The 17,545-nt window shown below is 69.9% G+C and carries 14 protein-coding genes and 1 pseudogene; 4 read left to right on the top strand and 11 right to left on the bottom strand.

What is annotated here, in order from left to right:
• From cofG to mshB, 3 genes are all read right to left on the bottom strand, one after another.
• Window positions 1-819: 7,8-didemethyl-8-hydroxy-5-deazariboflavin synthase CofG (gene cofG, locus A5713_RS04055; RefSeq protein WP_082972774.1), on the bottom strand; the 819-nt coding region annotated here is incomplete at its 3' end.
• A gap of 109 nt (window positions 820-928) precedes the next feature.
• Complete coding sequence (locus A5713_RS04060) at window positions 929-1,390, bottom strand: hypothetical protein (protein WP_067920013.1); 462 nt, start codon at window positions 1,388-1,390, stop codon at window positions 929-931.
• A gap of 93 nt (window positions 1,391-1,483) precedes the next feature.
• The gene (gene mshB, locus A5713_RS04065) at window positions 1,484-2,386 is read right to left on the bottom strand and encodes an N-acetyl-1-D-myo-inositol-2-amino-2-deoxy-alpha-D-glucopyranoside deacetylase (RefSeq protein ID WP_068092800.1); all 903 of its coding nucleotides are present in this window, start codon (window positions 2,384-2,386) and stop codon (window positions 1,484-1,486) included.
• A 74-nt stretch (window positions 2,387-2,460) separates the two neighbouring features.
• Here mshB and A5713_RS04070 point away from each other — a divergent pair, with 74 nt between their 5' ends.
• Window positions 2,461-3,075, top strand: a complete 615-nt coding sequence (locus A5713_RS04070) for a TetR/AcrR family transcriptional regulator (RefSeq protein ID WP_067920017.1) — start codon at window positions 2,461-2,463, stop codon at window positions 3,073-3,075.
• 18 nt (window positions 3,076-3,093) lie between these two features.
• Here A5713_RS04070 and A5713_RS04075 read toward each other — a convergent pair whose 3' ends face one another.
• The 7 genes from A5713_RS04075 to A5713_RS04105 form a co-directional block, all read right to left on the bottom strand.
• A complete protein-coding gene (locus A5713_RS04075) occupies window positions 3,094-4,983 on the bottom strand; it encodes an ABC transporter family substrate-binding protein (RefSeq protein WP_197516289.1) in 1,890 nt (629 codons plus the stop codon).
• Between the two features lie 45 nt (window positions 4,984-5,028).
• A complete protein-coding gene (typA, locus tag A5713_RS04080; RefSeq protein WP_068053979.1) occupies window positions 5,029-6,918 on the bottom strand; it encodes a translational GTPase TypA in 1,890 nt (629 codons plus the stop codon).
• 152 nt (window positions 6,919-7,070) lie between these two features.
• Window positions 7,071-7,802: a respiratory nitrate reductase subunit gamma gene (gene narI, locus A5713_RS04085; RefSeq protein ID WP_067923494.1), complete on the bottom strand. Its 732-nt coding sequence runs from the start codon at window positions 7,800-7,802 to the stop codon at window positions 7,071-7,073.
• Window positions 7,795-8,463, bottom strand: a complete 669-nt coding sequence (narJ, locus tag A5713_RS04090) for a nitrate reductase molybdenum cofactor assembly chaperone (protein ID WP_068092806.1) — start codon at window positions 8,461-8,463, stop codon at window positions 7,795-7,797. The genes narI and narJ overlap by 8 nt, the downstream gene beginning before the upstream one ends.
• Entirely contained in the window at window positions 8,460-10,082 is a 1,623-nt protein-coding gene (narH, locus tag A5713_RS04095; RefSeq protein WP_068092813.1) for a nitrate reductase subunit beta, read from the bottom strand. Before narH ends, narJ begins: the two co-directional genes overlap by 4 nt.
• Window position 10,083: 1 nt before the next feature.
• Window positions 10,084-13,791 carry a nitrate reductase subunit alpha gene (locus A5713_RS04100; protein WP_068092815.1) on the bottom strand — a complete coding sequence of 1,236 codons (3,708 nt, stop codon included), beginning with the start codon at window positions 13,789-13,791 and terminating at the stop codon, window positions 10,084-10,086.
• A 377-nt stretch (window positions 13,792-14,168) separates the two neighbouring features.
• Window positions 14,169-14,573 (bottom strand): (deoxy)nucleoside triphosphate pyrophosphohydrolase, encoded by a 405-nt coding sequence (locus A5713_RS04105; RefSeq protein WP_067920975.1) that lies wholly within the window; start codon window positions 14,571-14,573, stop codon window positions 14,169-14,171.
• Between the two features lie 24 nt (window positions 14,574-14,597).
• Between A5713_RS04105 and A5713_RS04110 the strand changes: the two genes are divergently transcribed.
• Window positions 14,598-14,882: a 4a-hydroxytetrahydrobiopterin dehydratase gene (locus A5713_RS04110; protein ID WP_068092817.1), complete on the top strand. Its 285-nt coding sequence runs from the start codon at window positions 14,598-14,600 to the stop codon at window positions 14,880-14,882.
• Here the strand turns inward: A5713_RS04110 and A5713_RS04115 are convergent.
• Window positions 14,879-16,102, bottom strand: a complete 1,224-nt coding sequence (locus tag A5713_RS04115; protein WP_068092822.1) for a mannosyltransferase — start codon at window positions 16,100-16,102, stop codon at window positions 14,879-14,881. The genes A5713_RS04110 and A5713_RS04115 overlap by 4 nt on opposite strands.
• Before the next feature lie 180 nt (window positions 16,103-16,282).
• Between A5713_RS04115 and A5713_RS04120 the strand changes: the two genes are divergently transcribed.
• Together A5713_RS04120 and A5713_RS04125 are read left to right on the top strand one after the other, a co-directional pair.
• Complete coding sequence (locus tag A5713_RS04120) at window positions 16,283-16,945, top strand: hypothetical protein (protein ID WP_067920971.1); 663 nt, start codon at window positions 16,283-16,285, stop codon at window positions 16,943-16,945.
• Window positions 16,946-16,995: 50 nt separating this feature from the next.
• Window positions 16,996-17,545 (top strand): annotated as a pseudogene (locus tag A5713_RS04125) (hypothetical protein); the annotation flags it as partial.

The following is a 17,545-nucleotide window of genomic DNA, read 5'->3' on the forward strand; positions in this document are numbered from 1 at the left end:
GGTGGTGAACGGAATCGACAGCCGGCCCGCGTCGGTGAGCGTGCGCAGCCGTACCGCCGGGTCTTTGTCCGGACTGCCGTAGTGCGCAAGACCTTTCGTTTCGAACAGCCGCCGCGAGGTCGTCTCGAGCATCATGCCCATTGACGGCGCCACCGGCTTCAGCCGGGCCATCTCCGACCAACTCATCACGCCGGGGTTCAGGTGCGGCAGCAGTCCGGTCTCTTCGAGCACCCGGATGGCCATGGCCCGCACGTAGGACAGCGTGGAGTCATATCCCCGTTCGCCGAGCCATTCTCCCGCTTCCGGCCACCGATCCTCGGGCCGGTCACCGAGTGTGAAAAGCGCTTCCTTGCAACCGAGTTCGGCGCCGCGGCGGGCGATGTCGAGGATCTCGTCGGGCTCGAGATACATGCCCGCCCCCTGCGCGCGCAGCTTGCCGGGCACGGTGACGAAGGTGCAGTAGTGACACGTGTCGCGGCACAGGTGGGTGACCGGGACGAACACCTTGCGCGAATAGGTGATGGGCAACCCGCCGCCCGGGCCGCGCCGGCCCGCCGACGTCAATCCGGCGTCGCGTACCCGCGCGGCGCTGGCGCACAGATCCGCGAGGTCCTCGCCCCGCGCGGTCATCGCAACGGCCGCCTCATCGACATTGAGCGCGACACCGTCTCGAGCGCGGCGCAACACCCGCCGAAGCGCCGACGCGTTGGTCTTCGGGGGAATCACAGGAATAGGAAGAGCGGTAGGCTCCTCACCCGGAGTCAGCGGCACCTTCGTGTAACTTCCCCACGATCGAAATTCATCCGCGTGTCCCAACATGTGAAATTTTCTTCCGACCCGTCCGGGCCCCGTCTGCGCAACAGTCAACAGTAGCGGCAGGGCCATACCGCCGAGCGGGGACGTCCCGGCCCCCGTGCCGGCGAGAACGTCAGTGCCGGTGGCCGCGTCGCCACAACACCCAGAACGGCGGCCCGACACCGAGCACGATCAGCAGCAGGGCCCCATAGGCCATCAGGCCGCGACCCCCCAGGATGACGTCGTCGGCCGGGCCGCCCATGCTGATCACCGCCACCGTGAACAGCCACGTCCACAACGGCAGCGCGGCCAGCCGCGACGACGTGGTCCACCGCCCGGCGGCCCACACCAGCGCGGCGTTGACCAGGCCGGAGATCAGGCCGCTGATGGGAAACGGGACCGCCCCGATGTAGGAAGGCAGCAACAGGGCCCCGGCCAGTGCGGAGAGGACCCCGTCGACGGCGAGCAGCGCCAGGACGACGAACCGGATCGCGGGGTCGGTCGCGCCGGCGTCCTCGAGGGACGCGGCGCGCGGCTCGGTTGCGGTCAGGTCGGAACGCTGTCGATGTTGGAGAGTATCGAGCCGATCACCCACTGCAGGCTGTCGAGTCGGTCCTGCCAATGCTGCTGATTAGGGTCCAGGTCGGGGTCCATGCGAAATCCTTCCGTGGCTGCCTGATTGGCAAGCCTACCGCGTGCCGGCCGCGGTGAAACCAAGCCCCGCAAGCAGATCTGTTTCCCAGCCGCGCTCGTCGCGCTCCCCCGCCGTGCCGGCGGCCAGCACGTAGTGTTCCTCGGCCAGGATCGGCAGCGCCATGTTGTTCGACAGGGCGCAGGCCCGGCCGGTGGGCCCGACGACCACCTGGGTGGCGTGCGCGGCGAGCGCCGCCCTCTTCGCCGCCCACGCCTGAGGGGCGGGTTCGACGACGGCGTCGATGTCGGCGTCCGCATACCCGAAGCCGAACTCTTCCTCCGGCGCAATGCTCCACTCCGGCAGCAGATCCTCGTCGCCCAGGGCGTGCAGGCCCGCCATGAAGGCGCGCGTCGCGAACACCGACCAGTAGAACTTCGGCACGGTCCACGGCTCGCCGGGGAAGTCGCCGGAGCCGGCGGCCGCCACGGCGGCGGTGGTGACGGTGTGGGTGTGGACGTGGTCGGGGTGGCCGTAGCCGCCACCGGGGTCGTAGGTCACGACCACGTGGGGGCGCTGCTCGCGAATGACGGCCACCAGCGCGCCGACGGCCTCCCGCTCGTCGGCGTCGATGAACCGCCGGCGCCGCCGCCCGGGTGTGCCCTGCATGCCCGAGTCGCGCCAGCGCCCCGCGCCGCCCAGGTAGTGGGGCGCGCCCACGCCCAGCGCGCGCAGCGCCTCGGTGAGCTCGCCAATGCGGTAGCCCCCCAACTGATCCGCGCGATCGACGGCCAGTTCGGCCCAGCGATCGCCGATGATTTCGCCCTCCTCGCCGAGCGTGCAGGTGACGACGCGGACCTCCGCCCCGCGCGCGGTGTAGTGGGCGATGGTGGCGCCGTTGCTGAGGCTCTCGTCGTCAGGATGGGCGTGGACGAACAGCAGCCGTGGAGTCTCAGGCATGGACGCACAGTACCCCCCGGCCGGTCAGCGGTCTCGTCGCAGCCGATAGGAACGCATACGGCTACTATCGAGGGATGCCGCAGCTCACCCAGACCGCCCCGGCCGGCAGCCGGAGCCGCCGACGGGGCGAGGTCCTCGAACGGGCGCTCTACGAGGCCACCCTGGCCGAACTCGCCGAAGTCGGCTACGGCGGGCTGACGATGGAGGGCATCGCGGCGCGCGCCCAGACCGGCAAGGCGGCCCTGTACCGGCGCTGGACCACCAAGTGCGAGCTGGTGCACGCCGCGCTGGTCCACACCCTGCCCCCCTTGCCCGAGGCCCGCCCGGGTCGTTCGGCCCGGGAGAACCTGCTGACGGTGTTCACCGCCCACCGCGACGTGTGCGCCGGCAAGACCGCCTTTCCCGGAATGGCGACCGTGAACCAGCTGCTGCACGAACCCGAGATGCGCGCCATCTTCGCCGACGCCGTGGTGGCGCCCCGCCTGCAGATCGTCGAATCGATCCTGCAGGCCGCCGTCGCGGAGGGCGACCTGGATCCGGAGATGATCACCCCGCTGACCGCGCGCATCGGCCCGGCGCTGATCAATCAGCATTTCCTGCTGACCGGGTCGCCGCCGAACCGCCGCGAGCTGGCGCTCATCGTCGACACCGTGATACCGCCGCGACGGGCGAGCGCCACCTTCGAATAGCGGGCCGACGGGGACCGCTCAGGGGCCCGTCTTGATCCACTGGCCGGCGTCGCCGACGATGCCGACCGGCACCGCGCCCGTGAGACTGACGTTTTGCACGCTCGGGCCGGCCGCCACGATCGTGGTGTCCTGCAGGATCGGCAGCACGGTGGACATGTTCCACAGTCGCGGCTCGACCGCGGTGATCACGTCGTTGATGTTCTTGGTGCCGTTGAGCGCGGCGTCGATGTTCGACTGCACGCTGCGATCGCAGATCCCGGTGAGGTTCGACGGCGCCTGCACCAACGCGTTGGGGTCCGCCGGGCGGCTGGGCGGGGTCGACGTCGGCGTGGTGGCCGAGGTTCCCGGCCCGGTGGTCTTGGGTCCGGCCGAGGTGCTCGTCGGCCCCGTGGGCGTCGGCACCTGCGTCGCCTGCAGCGCCGGGCAGCCGTACCGCGACGCCAACCGCGTCGCCAGGTTCCCACCCGCCTGGTGCCAGCCGATGATCGCGTCCACCTGGTTGTTGTTCAGCGCGTCGCGATACAGCGTCACCGGGTCCAGCGCCAGCACGCTGGCGGCGATGCCGACGTTGCGCAACTGGTCGGCCGCGGTGTTGGCGACCGCGACGGAGGTCGGGTCGTTGGCCGCCACGCCGATGACCAGCGACAGCTGCTGGCCGTCCTTGCTGATGCGGCCGCGGATGACCTCCGGCGGGCCGCTGTTCGCCGGTGTCGGCGCCGGCGACCCCGCTGAAGCCGAAGCGTTGCCCTCCACCTTGTAGCCCGAGCCCTCCAGCAACCCCAGCGCCGCCGGCGTCGTCATCGCGGGCGGTGCGGTCGGCTCGTAGCCGGGATCGCTGGGCGCCCGCACCTGGGCCTGGTCCAGTGTGACCGTGTTGTCACTGCCCGCGCCCACCGCCGCCAGCAGGTCGACGTCGAGCAGCCCGAGGACCGCCTTGCGGACCTGGGCGTCGGACAGCTTGGGCTCGTTGGCGCGCAACGTCAGCTGCATCACCCGGGGCGTCACGATGCGGGCGGTGCGCACGTCGGGGATGGCAGACAACTGCGCGAAGGCCGCCGACCCGCCGTGCACCTGGGCCACCTGGGTGTCGCCGTTGCGGACCGAATCGGCCAGCGCCGCCGGCGCGCCCGCCCGCCGGAAGAGAATGAGCGCGGGTTTGGCCGGTGTTCCCCAGTAGCGGTCGTTGCGGGCCAGCAGGATCTCGTCGCGCTGCGGATCGATGCTCTCCACCCGGAATTGGCCGCCGGTGACCGGGAGCGCGCGGGCCAACCCGGCCGCGAACCCGCCCGGCACATCCTTGACGATGTGCGCCGGAAGGATGTTGCTGAACAACTCTTTCCAGGACGGATACGGCTGGGCGAAGGTGACCACCGCCTGCTTGCCGCCCTCCAGCGACTGCACGCCGGTGATGAGGTCGTAGCCGGCCGGATCGACGACGCCGGGCTGGCTGACCATCTGCCGCCACAGGTACCAGAAGTCGTCGGCGCCGATCGGCGCGTTGTCGGTCCACTGCGCCTCCGGCCGGATCTTGTAGGTCACCGTGAAGGGGTTCTCGTTGGTGACTTCGGCGGCCTCCAGCAGGGTCGGGTCCATTTCCCAGCGCGAGCCGGTCGGGGTGCCGGGGTCGGGCACCGGCCGGAACGCGCTGGGCAGCACGAGCGCGCTGATCGCCGCGTTCACCGGCGACAGATCGGACAACAGGTGCGGATTGAAGCCGGCGCCGATCGAGTCGATGCCCATGATGATCTGGGTGGGCCGCGGCGGCGGCGGTGGCGAGTTGTGCGGAGTGTCGGTGCTCTGCGGCGCCGGCGGGGGGTTGACCGTGCACGCCGCCAGCGCCAGCCCGGCCAGCGAGACGACCACGCCGACCGTCACGAAGAAACGGCGTACTCGTCTCGGCATGCCGATCAGGGTAACGAGCAGCCCCCCAACGGCCCGCCCGAGCACGCGCGGTTAACCCCGCGCCTTGGCCCGCGCCCGGCTGCGCCCCCGGGTCGTGGCATCCAGCTCCACCTTGCGCACGCGGACGATCTCCGGGGTCACCTCGACGCATTCGTCCTGCGCGCAGAACTCCATGGCCTGTTCCAGGTCGAGCTCGAGCGGCTTGGCCAGGGTCTCGATGACGTCCGCCGTCGACGACCGCATGTTGGTGAGCTTCTTCTCCCGGGTGACGTTGATGTCGAGATCCTCTGCGCGCGGGTTGATTCCGACGACCATGCCCTCGTAGGTGTCCTGGCCGGGTTCGACGAAGAACTGGCCCCGGTCGGCAAGCTGAATCAGCGCGAACGGCGTGATGGTGCCGGCGCGATCGGAGACCAGCGAACCGGTGTGGCGGGCCCGGATCTCCCCCGCCCACGGCCGGTAACCGTCGAACACGGCGTTGGCGATCCCGGTGCCGCGCGTGATGGTCAGGAAATCGGTGCGGAACCCGATCAGGCCGCGGCTGGGCACGATGAAATCCATCCGGACCCAGCCTGCGGCGTGGTTGGTCATCTCCTCCATGCGGCCCTTGCGGGCGGCCATCAGCTGGGTGATCGCGCCGACGAACTCTTCCGGGCAGTCGATGGTCATCGCCTCGAACGGCTCATGCAGCTTGCCGTCGATCGTGCGGGTCACCACCTGCGGCTTGCCGACGGTGAGCTCGAAACCCTCGCGGCGCATCTGCTCGACCAGCACCGCCAGGGCGAGCTCGCCGCGGCCCTGCACCTCCCACGCGTCGGGCCGGCCGATGTCGACGACCCGGATCGACACGTTGCCCACCAGCTCCTGGTCGAGCCGGCCGCGCACCATCCGCGCGGTCAGCTTGTGGCCCGATACCTTGCCCGCCAGCGGCGACGTGTTGGTGCCGATCGTCACCGAGATCGCGGGCTCGTCGACGGTGATCCGCGGCAGCGCGTGGGCGTGTTCGGGGTCGGCCAGGGTGTCGCCGATCATGATCTCGGGCAGGCCGGCGACCGCCACGATGTCGCCGGCCACGGCCTCGTCGGTGGGGCTGCGCTCGACACCCTCGGTGGCGAGCAGTTCGGTGATCTTGGCGCTGGTGATCACGGGCAGGCCGTCGACCTCCCGCATCCAGGCGACCTGCTGGCCCTTGCGCAGTTTGCCGTTGTAGATGCGGATCAGCGCGAGCCGGCCGAGAAACGCCGACGCGTCGAGGTTGGTCACCAACGCCTGTAGCGGCGCCTCGGCGTCACCGGACGGCGCCGGGATGTGCTCCATCAGCACGTCGAACAACGGGTCCAGGTTGTCGCCAGAAGGCACCTCGCCGTTGGCGGGCTGTTCGGTGCTCGCAATGCCGGCCCGGCCGGACGCGTACAGCGTCGGCAGGCCCAGCGCGTGCTCGGCCGCCTTGGCTGCCTCGTCGTCGAGGTCGGAGGCGACGTCGAGCAGCAGGTCGTGGCTGGCCTCCACCACCTCGGCGATGCGCGCGTCGGGCCGGTCGGTCTTGTTGACGACGAGAATCACCGGCAGGTGCGCGGCCAGCGCCTTGCGCAGCACGAACCGCGTCTGCGGCAACGGCCCCTCGGACGCGTCGACCAGCAGCAACACCCCGTCCACCATGGACAGGCCGCGCTCCACCTCCCCGCCGAAGTCGGCGTGCCCGGGAGTGTCGATCACGTTGATGACCGTCACCGTTCCGTCCGGGTTGTGGCGATGCACGGCGGTGTTCTTGGCCAGGATGGTGATGCCCTTTTCTTTTTCGAGGTCACCGCTGTCCAAGATGCGTTCCTGGGTGTCGTCGCCGCGGTGGTGCAGCGCCCCCGACTGCCGCAGCATCGCGTCCACCAGGGTCGTTTTGCCGTGGTCGACGTGGGCGACGATGGCGACGTTACGGAATGGCACGTCGGTGATTGTGGCAGCGGGGGGCATGACAAAGCGAACTGGCAGGCGGGCGAGCGCCCGGTCCGGTGTGCGTCGGGGGCGGCCCGCCGCGGCGTGTCGCCGCCCTGAGCGCACCCGGAAAGCCCGCAGCGCACACCCGGCGGCCGGCCCGCCTACCAGCCCCTTCGGCGGGGCGCCGCGCCAACCAGTTCGCCCTGTCCGGCCTCGTCGCGGCTGCGGTAGACGATGTAGGGCCGGAACAGGTAGGCGACAGGCGCGCTCAAGACGTGCACCAGCCGGGTGAACGGCAGCAGCGTGAACAGCACCATGCCGATCAGCGCGTGCAGCTGGTAGTCCAGCGGCGCGTTGATCATCACTTCGCCGTGCGGTTGCAGGATCCAGATCCGGCGGAACCACAGGCCGACCGTGTAGCGGTAATGGAACTCGCCGCCGTGCGGGCCGGTGCCGATCAGGTCGCAGTACAGGCCCACCACGATGGCCAGCACCAGCACCACATACATCACCTTGTCGCTGCGCGTGGTCGCCATGGACACCGCCGGGCGGGTGAACCGCCGGTAGATCAGCAGCCCGATTCCGGCCAGGGCCGCAAAGCCCGCCAGTGATCCGGCGATGACCGCCTGCAGGTGATAGGCGTGGTCGCTCAGCTTCAACATGTGCGTCACCCGCGGCGGGATGAACAAGCCCATCACGTGCCCGGCGAAAACCGCGAGGATGCCGAAGTGAAACATCGGGCTGGCGATCCGCAGCAGCCGCGACTCGTAGATCTGCGAGGAGCGGGAGGTCCAGCCGAACTTGTCGTAGCGGTAGCGCCACCAGGTGCCGACGATCAACACCGTCAGGGTGACGTACGGCGCGATATCCCAGAACAGTACGTTGCTAAACACTCCGCGCTCCTCCTTCGCGTCGGGGCGGTACCGTCAAGTCAAAGGGTTGCAGCCCAACGGCTTCCGCGGGCGGCCCGGCCTTCGCCAGGCGCTCAGCGCGGCGCACGTCGGAGTCGGTCGCGGCGGGCAGCGTCGCGCACACCGCCGCCACGCTGGGCTCGTAGGGCGACTTCGCGTCGGCGAGGGCGCCGCGCAGCACGTCGATGGGGACCCGGTGCGCGGTCAGCAGCCGCCGCCCCACCTCGGGGTCGACGGTGGCGGCGAACTCGAGCACGACGGGCAGGTGATCGGGCGCCTCGGCGCGCGGCGGCGCCACCCCCGATTGCCGGTAGGCGGTGGCGAACTCCAGCATCTCCCGGCCACGGTTGCGGGTATCCCCGGCGGTCCAGTACGTCAGGTACATCGTGCAGTGGCGCCGCATGTCGAACGTCGCGACGTAGTCCATCGCCGCGGCCATCGGCTCGCGGGCGCGCAGCGCGGCCACGGTCTGGCCGAGCAGCTCCGCCGCGGGCCCGTTGAGGTGAGCGAGCAGCTCCCCGACGGTGTTGAGCCGAGCCGGCAGCTCGTCGTCGGGGTAAGCCAACAGCAACGACGCCGACTGCCACACCAGTCGGTCCTGCAGGGTGTCGGCCCGCCCGCGGCGGCCGGTGAGCAGCTTCACCTCTTCTGCTCTTCGGGAAACATGCCGGCGGGTACCTGGCGCCCGTCCCAGTTGAGCAGGTTCACCCGCCGCCGGCCGTTGCCGTCGGCGGCCGCCTTGCCGCCGGGCCGCTTGAGCGCGTGGAACGTCTCGACGGAGACGGGGACCGGCTCGCCCGACTCGTACATGCCCGGGCCACCGTCGCCCGTCAACGAGCAACCCATGTCCTCGAGGTCACGGGCCTGCGGGGCGAACGCGGTCGGAATGACATACCGCTCTTCATATTTCGCGATGGCGAGCAGCCGGTACATCTCGTACATCTGCTCCTCGGTCATCCCGACGGAATGCGGTATGTGCGGCTGGGTCTCGCGCCCGAGGTTGATGTCACGCATGTAGGAGCGCATCGCCGCCAGCCGTCGCAGCACGCCCTCGACCACGGCGGTGTCACCGGCGGTGAACAGTTCCGCCAGGTACTGCATGGGGATGCGCAACGCGTCCAGCGCGCCGAACAGGTTGCCCAGCTCTTCCCCGTCGTGACCGTCGCGGCTCACCGCGTCGACGACCGGTGACAGGGGCGGGATGTACCAGACCATCGGCATGGTGCGGTATTCCGGGTGCAGGGGCAGCGCGACCTTGTAGTGATTGATCAACGCGTACACCGGCGAGCGCTGCGCGGCCTCGATCCACTCGTCGGAGATGCCCTCCGCCCGCGCGGCGGCGATCACGTCGGGATCGTTCGGGTCCAACAGGATTCGGCGCTGCGCTTCGTAGAGGTCGGTTTCGTTCTCCACCGAGGCCGCCTCCAGCACCCGATCGACGTCGTAGAGGACCAGGCCCAAATACCGCAGCCGCCCCACGCAGGTCTCCGAGCAGATGGTCGGCAACCCGACCTCCATCCGCGGATAGCACAGCGTGCACTTTTCGGCTTTTCCGGTCTTGTGATTGAAATAGACCTTCTTGTAAGGACATCCGGAGACGCACATCCGCCAGCCGCGGCAGCGGTCCTGGTCGACCAGCACGATGCCGTCCTCGCTGCGCTTGTACATCGCGCCCGACGGGCACGACGCCACGCACGAGGGGTTGAGGCAGTGCTCGCAGATGCGGGGCAGGTAGAACATGAAGGTCTCTTCGAGCGCGAGTTTGACGTCCTCGTTGACCTTCTTCAGGATCGGGTCGCCGGACAGAATCTCCGGTGAGCCGGCCAGGTTGTCGTCCCAGTTCGGTCCCCAGGAGATCTTCATGGGCTCGCCGGACAGCAGGCTCTTGGGCGCGGCGGTGGGGAACGTGTCGCCCGCGGGGGCGGTGGTCAGGTTCTCGTAGTCGTAGGTCCACGGCTCGTAGTAGTCGTCGATGATCGGCAGCCGGGGGTTGGCGAAGATGCGCAACAACTTGTGGATGCGGCCGCCGTCGCGCAGCCGCAGCCGCCCCTTCTTGTCGCGTATCCAACCGCCGCGCCACCGCTCCTGGTCCTCGTAGGTGCGCGGATAGCCTTGCCCGGGCCGGGTTTCGACGTTGTTGAACCACACGTACTCGGTGCCGGACCGGTTGGTCCACGCCTGCTTGCAGGTGACCGAGCAGGTGTGGCAGCCGATGCACTTGTCGAGGTTCATCACCATCGCCAGCTGCGCCATTACCTTCATGTCAGTACGTCACCTCCTGGCTGCGACGGCGCACCACGGTGACCTCGTCGCGCTGGTTGCCGGTCGGTCCCATGTAGTTGAAGGCGAACGCGTGCTGGCCGTAGCCCCCGGCGAGGTGGCTGGGCTTGATGCGGACGCGGGTCAGCGCGTTGTGGTTGCCGCCGCGCTTGTTGTTGGTCTCGGTGCGGGGGGTGTCGACCGTGCGCTCCTGCACGTGGTAGACGTACACCACCCCGTCGGGCATGCGGTGGCTGACGATGGCCCGGCACACGTAGATGCCGTTGGCGTTGACCGCCTCGACCCAATCGTTGTCACGGACTTGGAGTTTGGCCGCGTCGCCGGGGCTCATCCACATCGTCGGGCCGCCCCGGGACAGCGACAGCATGTAGAGGTTGTCCTGGTAGGTGGAGTGGAACGACCACTTCGAGTGCGGCGTCAAATACCGGACCGTCAGACCGATTCCGCCGTTACCGTCCGGGGTGGGGCCGAGCTCCGGCTGGCCGAACAGCCGCGTCATGTCCAGCGGCGGGCGGAACACCGGCAGGTGCTCGCCGAGCTCCTCGACCCAGTCGTGGGCCAGGTAGAAATGCATCCGTCCGGTGAGCGTGTGGAACGGCTTGAGGTTCTCGATGTTGATGGTGAACGGCGCGTAGCGGCGCCCGCCGGTTTCGCTGCCCGACCACTCGGGGCTGGTGATCACCGGGACCGGACGCGCCTGGGTGTCGGCATAGCTGATGCGCCGCTCTTCACTGCCCTCGGCGAGGTGGGCCAGCCGCTGGCCCGTCCGCTTCTCCAGCTCGCGGAAGCCCTCGACGGCGAGCCGGCCGTTGGTGGTTCCGGACAACAGCAGCAGCACGTCGGCCATCCGCGCGGCGGTGGTGATGGCCGGACGCCCGGCCGCCGCACCGGAATTCATCACGCCGAACTTGGCCGCCAGCTCCTCGACCTCCCGGAACGGATGCACCGTGATGCCCTTGGTGGTCACCCCGAACGTGTCGACCAGCGGGCCCAGGGTCTGCCACTTGTCATAGATGGCGCCGTAATCGCGTTCCACCACCGTGATTTTGGGCATCGTCCGCCCGGGCACCGGTGTCGCGCCAGTGTGCAACCAGTCCTCTTCCGTGCCGTCCGGATAGGCCATCGCGTCCGGCGTGTCGTGCTGCAGCGCGGTGAGGACCACGTCGCTGCGCGTGCCCAGGTGCCGCTTGGCCAAACCGCTGAAGGCACGCGCGATCGCACCGAAAGCCTCGAAATCCGAACGGGTTTCCCAGGGCGGATCGGTCGCGGCGCTGAACGCGTGCACGTACGGGTGCATGTCGGTGCTGGAGATGTCGGCCTTCTCGTACCAGGTCGCCGCCGGCAGCACGATGTCCGACACCAGGGTCGTGGAGGTCATCCGGAAGTCGATCGACATCATCAGGTCGAGCTTGCCCTCGGGGATGCCGCCCTGGCACACCACGTCGGCGGGGGGTATCCCGTCGGCCGGCGGCTCGGCCTGGACGTTGGAATCGGTGCCGAGCAGGTGGCGCAGGAAGTACTCGCCGCCCTTGCCCGACGATCCGATCAGGTTGGCCCGCCACACCGTCAGCACCCGCGGCCAGTTGACCGGATTGTCGGGGTCGGTGACGGAGAGCTTGAGTTTGCGGTCGCGGAGCTGCTCGGCGACGTAGTCGGCGACGTCGCGCCCGGCGGCGCGGGCCTCGTCGGCGACGTCCAGGCTGGACCGGTCGAACTGCGGATAGAACGGGCTCCAGCCCATCGCCGTCGCCGAGGCCAGCAGGTCCATGGTGTGCTTGCCCGCGAACCGGCCCCGGCCCAGGGGGCTGGCCAGCTTGTCGGCCCCGTAGCCGTCGTAGCGCCACTGGTCGGTGTGCGCGTACCAGTAGGAGGCACCCGGCACCTGTCGCGGCGGGCGCACCCAGTCCGTGGCCATCGCCATCGTCTGAAACCCGGTGAGCGGGCGCACCTTTTCCTGGCCGACGTAGTGGGCCCAGCCCCCGCCGTTGCGCCCCATCGAGCCGGTCAGCATCAACAGCGCGAGCACCGCCCGGTAGATCGCGTCGCCGTGGAACCACTGGCAGATCCCGCTGCCCATGATGATCATCGACCGGCCGCCGGATTCCTCGGCGCTGCGGGCGAATTCGCGGGCGACGCGAATGGCCTGCGCGGCCGACACACCCGTGATCGCCTCCTGCCACGCCGGCGTGTTCTGCTGGGTCGCGTCGTCGTAGCCCGTGGGCCAGTCACCGGGCAGCCCCGGGCGTGCCACCCCGTACTGGGCGAGCATCAGGTCGAACACGGTGCAGACCAGGTGCTTGCCGACCCGGCGCACCGGCACGCCGCGGGCGATGGTGGCGCCCTCGCCGTTGACCGTGTCGAAGCTCGCCAGGTGCACCAGCGCGGTGGCGCCGTCGCCGTTGGCGCCGTGCGGGTCTCGCACGCTCAGCGCCGGCATCAGGCCGCCGAGGTCGAGATTCCACTTTCCGACGCCGTCCTCGCCGTAGCGGAACCCCAGGGACCCGTGCGGAACGGCAACGGAATTGCTCGCCTCGTCGAACACCGCCGGCTTGAGCGCCGCGTTCTCGACCGCCTCCCCCAGGTCCGCCGCGGTCAGATTCTTGCCCGGCACCAGCATGTCGCCGCGCTCTTCGAGCTTGATCAGGAACGGCAGGTCGGTGTAGCGGCGCGCGAAGTCGGCGAAGAACGGAACCTCCTTGCGCACATAGCATTCGGAGAGGATGACGTGGCCCATCGCCATGGCCAGCGCCCCGTCGGTGCCGGCCGCGCACGGCATCCACTCGTCGGCGAACTTGGTGTTGTCGGCGTAGTCCGGGCTGATGGTCACCACCTTCGTGCCGCGGTAGCGCGCCTCGGCCATCCAGTGCGCGTCGGGGGTCCGGGTGATCGGCACGTTGGAGCCCCACATCATCAGATACGCCGCGTCCCACCAGTCCCCGGATTCGGGGACGTCGGTCTGATCGCCGAACACCTGCGGCGAGGCCACCGGCAGGTCGGCGTACCAGTCGTAGAACGACGTCATGGGGGCGCCGATCAGCTCGAAGAACCGCGAGCCGGCGGCGTAGGACACCATCGACATGGCCGGGATCGGCGAGAACCCGGCGACCCGGTCCGGGCCGTATTCCTTGATGGTGTGCACGTGGGCGGCGGCGATCAGCTCGGTGGCCTCGGCCCAGGTCACCCGGACCAGGCCGCCCTTGCCGCGGGCCCGCTGATAGCGACGGCGGCGCTCGGGGTCGGCCTGAATGTCGGCCCAGGCCAGCACCGGGTCACCCAAGCGCGCCTTGGCCTCCCGATACATCTCGACCAGCACGCCGCGGGCGTACGGGTAGCGCACCCGGGTGGGCGAGTAGCTGTACCAGGAGAACGACGCCCCGCGGGGACACCCGCGCGGCTCGTATTCCGGGCGGTCCGGGCCCACCGACGGATAGTCGGTCTGCTGGGTCTCCCAGGTGATGATCCCGTCCTTGACGTAGATCTTCCAGGAGCAGGAGCCGGTGCAGTTGACCCCGTGGGTCGACCGCACCACCTTGTCGTGGCTCCACCTGTCGCGGTAGAAGACATCGGCCTCCCGGCCGCCCCGCCGCGTCACCGTGCGCAGGTCCGCCGAGAACTCGCCGGGCGTGAAGAACCTCCCGCTGCGCTCCAGTAACTCCTCGAGCGCTCCACCAACGTGTGGTGTGACAGTCAACAGGTACCCCTTCTCGTCCGTGGTGCCTCGAGTCGTGCGCGGGCCGTTGCTTCGACCGCAGCTGCGTGACGGTGGACCGTGTCGAGTGGCCCGTCATCGGTATCGCCGGCGCGCGTCCGCAAGCCGGCACCGGGCGCGGCAGACGGGTCTCGCACCTCCGCCGCGCGCGGCCTGTCAACGAACAATCGTCTTGTCAGCATGAGGTTTTGTGGGCCTGGAGGCGCCCGGCGCCTCCACCGCGACCGCGGGACGATGGATCGCTACCGCACTTCCAGGTCAAGTCGTTTACTACAAGTTCACGTTTGCGTTATATCTCAAGTTCACCTTGGCGACCTTCTGCGTCGCTGAATGTCAGCTGCCGGAAGGCTGTGGACTTGTTATGAGGCGGCCGTGGACAGCGTCCGCACCAGGTCAGGGACCCAGGCGCGGTCTGCGGGCACCCAGTCGACACCCGGCAGCTCGGCGGCCGTCACCCAGCGCACCGCCCGGTGGTCGCGGGCGTGCGGTTCACCACCGATCAGCCGCACGCGGTAGGCGCGCAGCGTCATGCCGTCCAGCGCGATGTCCTCACCCAGCCGGTCGCCCACCGCGACGTCGCCGGCCGTCAGGCCCAGCTCCTCGCCGAGTTCGCGCGCCAGCGCGCCCCGCTCGGTCTCACCGGGCGCCACCTTGCCGCCGGGCAGCTCCCAGCGGCCTGCCAACTCCGGCGGGCGGACGCGCTGCGCCACCAGGACCGCGGCGCGGCGGATGATCGCGCCGGCGACGACGATCTGGGTCGGCATGGCCAGACGGTATACGGTCGGGGCATGGCTGTGTTAACGGACGAGCAGGTGGACGCCGCACTGCCCGATCTCAACGGATGGGAGCGTGTCGAGGGCGCGTTGCGCCGCTCGATCAAGTTTCCGAGTTTCCTCGCGGGCATCGATGCGGTGCGCCGGGTGGCCGAGCACGCGGAAAGCAAGGACCACCACCCGGACATCGACATTCGTTGGCGGACGGTCACTTTCGCTCTGGTCACGCACTCCGAGGGCGGTATCACCGACAAGGACGTGGCCATGGCGCGCGACATCGACGAGATCGTCGGCGGCTAGCCCTTCAATCCGGCGCGCCGGCCGGTGGCGGCGATCCAGACGAGGGTGGCCATGGCCGCCACGATGTAGGCCAGGCCGGCCCAGGCCAGATACCACGGCCGGCTGACCTGCCAGATGGTCGGCTGGGCGAAGAGCAGCAGCCACGGCACGCCGACGATGGTGAGCGCAACCCAGCCCCCGCCCACGATCCGGGCGCCGGGGCGCTCGCGCGGCGGCCCGTGAATCGCCCAGATCATCAGCGGCACCACCCACACCCAGTGATGGCTCCAGGAGATCGGGGACAGCAGCAGCCCGAACAGTTCGACCACCAGCAGCTTGCCCAGCCGATCCGAGGGCTCCAGCGCCCGCCACGCCAGGACGGCCAGGACCGCCGTGACCGCGATGGCGGCCAGGACCGGCGGCCCGAAGCCGGCGTCGTGGCCCAGGATCCGGGAAATGCCGCCGCGCCAGGATTGATTGATCGACGTGGCGATGGGCCCCACGCGGTGCGCGTCGCCCAGCAGCTTCGTAAAGTAGTAGCGGGTCTGATCGCCGACGACCAGGACGGACACGCCGACGGTGCCGAGGAATACCACGAAGGAGAAGGCCGCCGCGGCCCAGCGCCGCACGCCGACCAGATAGACCCCGGCGATCGCGGGCGTCAGCTTGATCCCGGCCGCCACGCCGACCAGTAGCCCCGACAGCCACCAGCGCGCGGTCAGCGCCGCCCCCAGCACCGCGACCATCAGCAGCACGTTGACCTGTCCGTAGTCGAAGGTGCTGCGCAGCGGCTCGATCCAGATCGCGACCGCGGTCCACACCATGGCCGTGCGGTGGCCATCGGCGCCGGTCGCAACGCCCATCAACCGCTGGCTGATCCGGATCGCCGCGTACAGGGCGGCCATCGTCGCGATCTGCCACGCGAAGGCGACCACGCCGAACGGCAGCAGGCTCAGCGGATAGAAGACGACCGCCGCGAAGGGCGGGTAGGTGAACGGCAGCGGGAAGTCCGGCGTCTGGTCGGCGTAGACGAAGCTGTACAGCGTGCCGGGATGGTTGATCGCGGCGGCCCCGCCGAGGTAGACGTGCAGGTCGACGAAGTTCGCGCCGTGGGGCGTCAGATAGGTCCAGGCGAGCCGCGCGGCGACGCTGGCGGCCAGCAGCGCGGGCGCAGCCGCCCGCAGCAGACCCGCGATCCGCCGGCGCGGGGGGACCGCCGGGGGGGCCGAGGTGGTGTCTATCCGCCCGACTTTAGCGACGGCCGGGGCCCGCGCGGTATCGGCAGGCCTGGTCGCGGCCCGTCGGTCACCGCCGTCACTCGTATCAATAACGATCAAATAAATGCCACACGTGTCACTTGAGTCCCATCAGTATCAACGTAACTTCGGCGGCGGACCCGTTTTCCACAACCAGGGAGAGTCATGCCAACCATCTGGACTTACATGCGTGCAGCGGCCGTCGTCGTCGGTTCGTCCGCAGCCCTACTCACGGGCGGTATCGCCCACGCCGACCCGGTGCCGGCCCCGCCCATTCCGAACATTCCGCAGCAGCTGATCAGTTCGGCGGCCAACGCGCCGCAGATCCTGCAGAACCTCGCCACCGCCCTGGGTGCGACCCCGCCGGCCGCACCCGCCGCTCCGGGTATCACCTTCCCGGGCGTTCCGTCCGCCGCCGCGACGTCACCGGCGACGTCGGCCGGCGTGCCCTCGATTCCCGGGTTGCCGCAGGCGGCGACCCCGTCCGCGCCTGCAACGACGCAGGGGCTGCAGGGCCTGATTCCGGGTCTGACGCAGCAGGCACCCGCGGCACCCGCCGCCCCGGCCACGTCCCCCATTCCCGGACTGCCGGCCATCCCGGGGCTGTCGACGCCGACCGCCCCCGCCACGCCGCCGGCCCCGCAGATCCCGCAGGCCAAGGTCGATATGCCGGCGTTCCTGCCCAACCTGCCGGTCAACATGCCTGCGCAGATGACCCTGCCGCAGGACCTGCCGGCACTGGCCGGGGCTCCCGCCGCGCCGGCCGCACCGGCCGCACCGGCAACCGGGGCCAACCCGGTCGCGCCGTTGCTCGCCGCCCTGCCCTGATTAGTTCGCCAGACAGCCAACGCCACCACCTAACGACCGGAGGACACACCGTGGCAACCACTTGGAATCTGTCCAAAGGTTTGGCCGCTGTCGTCACGGCATCGGCTGCCGCGTTCGGGCTCTGCCCGAGCGCGGCAGCCGATCCGGCGGCGCCGCAACCGAACTCGACTCAAGAACTTCCGGGCCTGCCGGCGCTCTCGCAGCTGAGCCCGATCATTCAGCAGGCGGCCGGCAATCCGGCGCAGGCGACTCAGCTCCTCATGGCCGCCGCGCAGGCCTTCAGTCACAACCAGGGCGCGCCCACCGAATCCCGCAACGTGGCCGCGTCGGTGAACCAGTTCCTGGCCGAGCCCGGCGCGGCCCTGCCGGACGGCTCACCGGTGCCGCACGTGCCGCCGGCCGGCGTCGAACCGGGCGCCCAGTCCCACCTGCCGACCGGCATCGACCCGGCCCACGCGGCCGGGCCCGGACCGGTCGCCTCCCCGCCCGCGGCGGGCTTCGAACCGGGCGCCCAATCGCACCTGCCGGCCGGCGGCACGTGCGGCACCGGTGAGCCGTCCGGCAGGGCCGCGCCGGGCTCGGCCAGGAACTGGTTCACCG

It is taken from the genome of Mycobacterium sp. E2497 (genome assembly GCF_001668695.1).
Lineage (GTDB): Bacteria > Actinomycetota > Actinomycetes > Mycobacteriales > Mycobacteriaceae > Mycobacterium.

Coding starts and splice junctions, on each gene's coding strand:
- narH (WP_068092813.1), bottom strand. CDS start 10,082: ATGAAGGTAATGGCGCAGCTGGCGATGGTGATGAACCTCGACAAGTGC.
- A5713_RS04070 (WP_067920017.1), top strand. CDS start 2,461: ATGCCGCAGCTCACCCAGACCGCCCCGGCCGGCAGCCGGAGCCGCCGA.
- mshB (WP_068092800.1), bottom strand. CDS start 2,386: ATGCCTGAGACTCCACGGCTGCTGTTCGTCCACGCCCATCCTGACGAC.
- A5713_RS04120 (WP_067920971.1), top strand. CDS start 16,283: ATGCCAACCATCTGGACTTACATGCGTGCAGCGGCCGTCGTCGTCGGT.
- A5713_RS04105 (WP_067920975.1), bottom strand. CDS start 14,573: ATGCCGACCCAGATCGTCGTCGCCGGCGCGATCATCCGCCGCGCCGCG.
- A5713_RS04110 (WP_068092817.1), top strand. CDS start 14,598: ATGGCTGTGTTAACGGACGAGCAGGTGGACGCCGCACTGCCCGATCTC.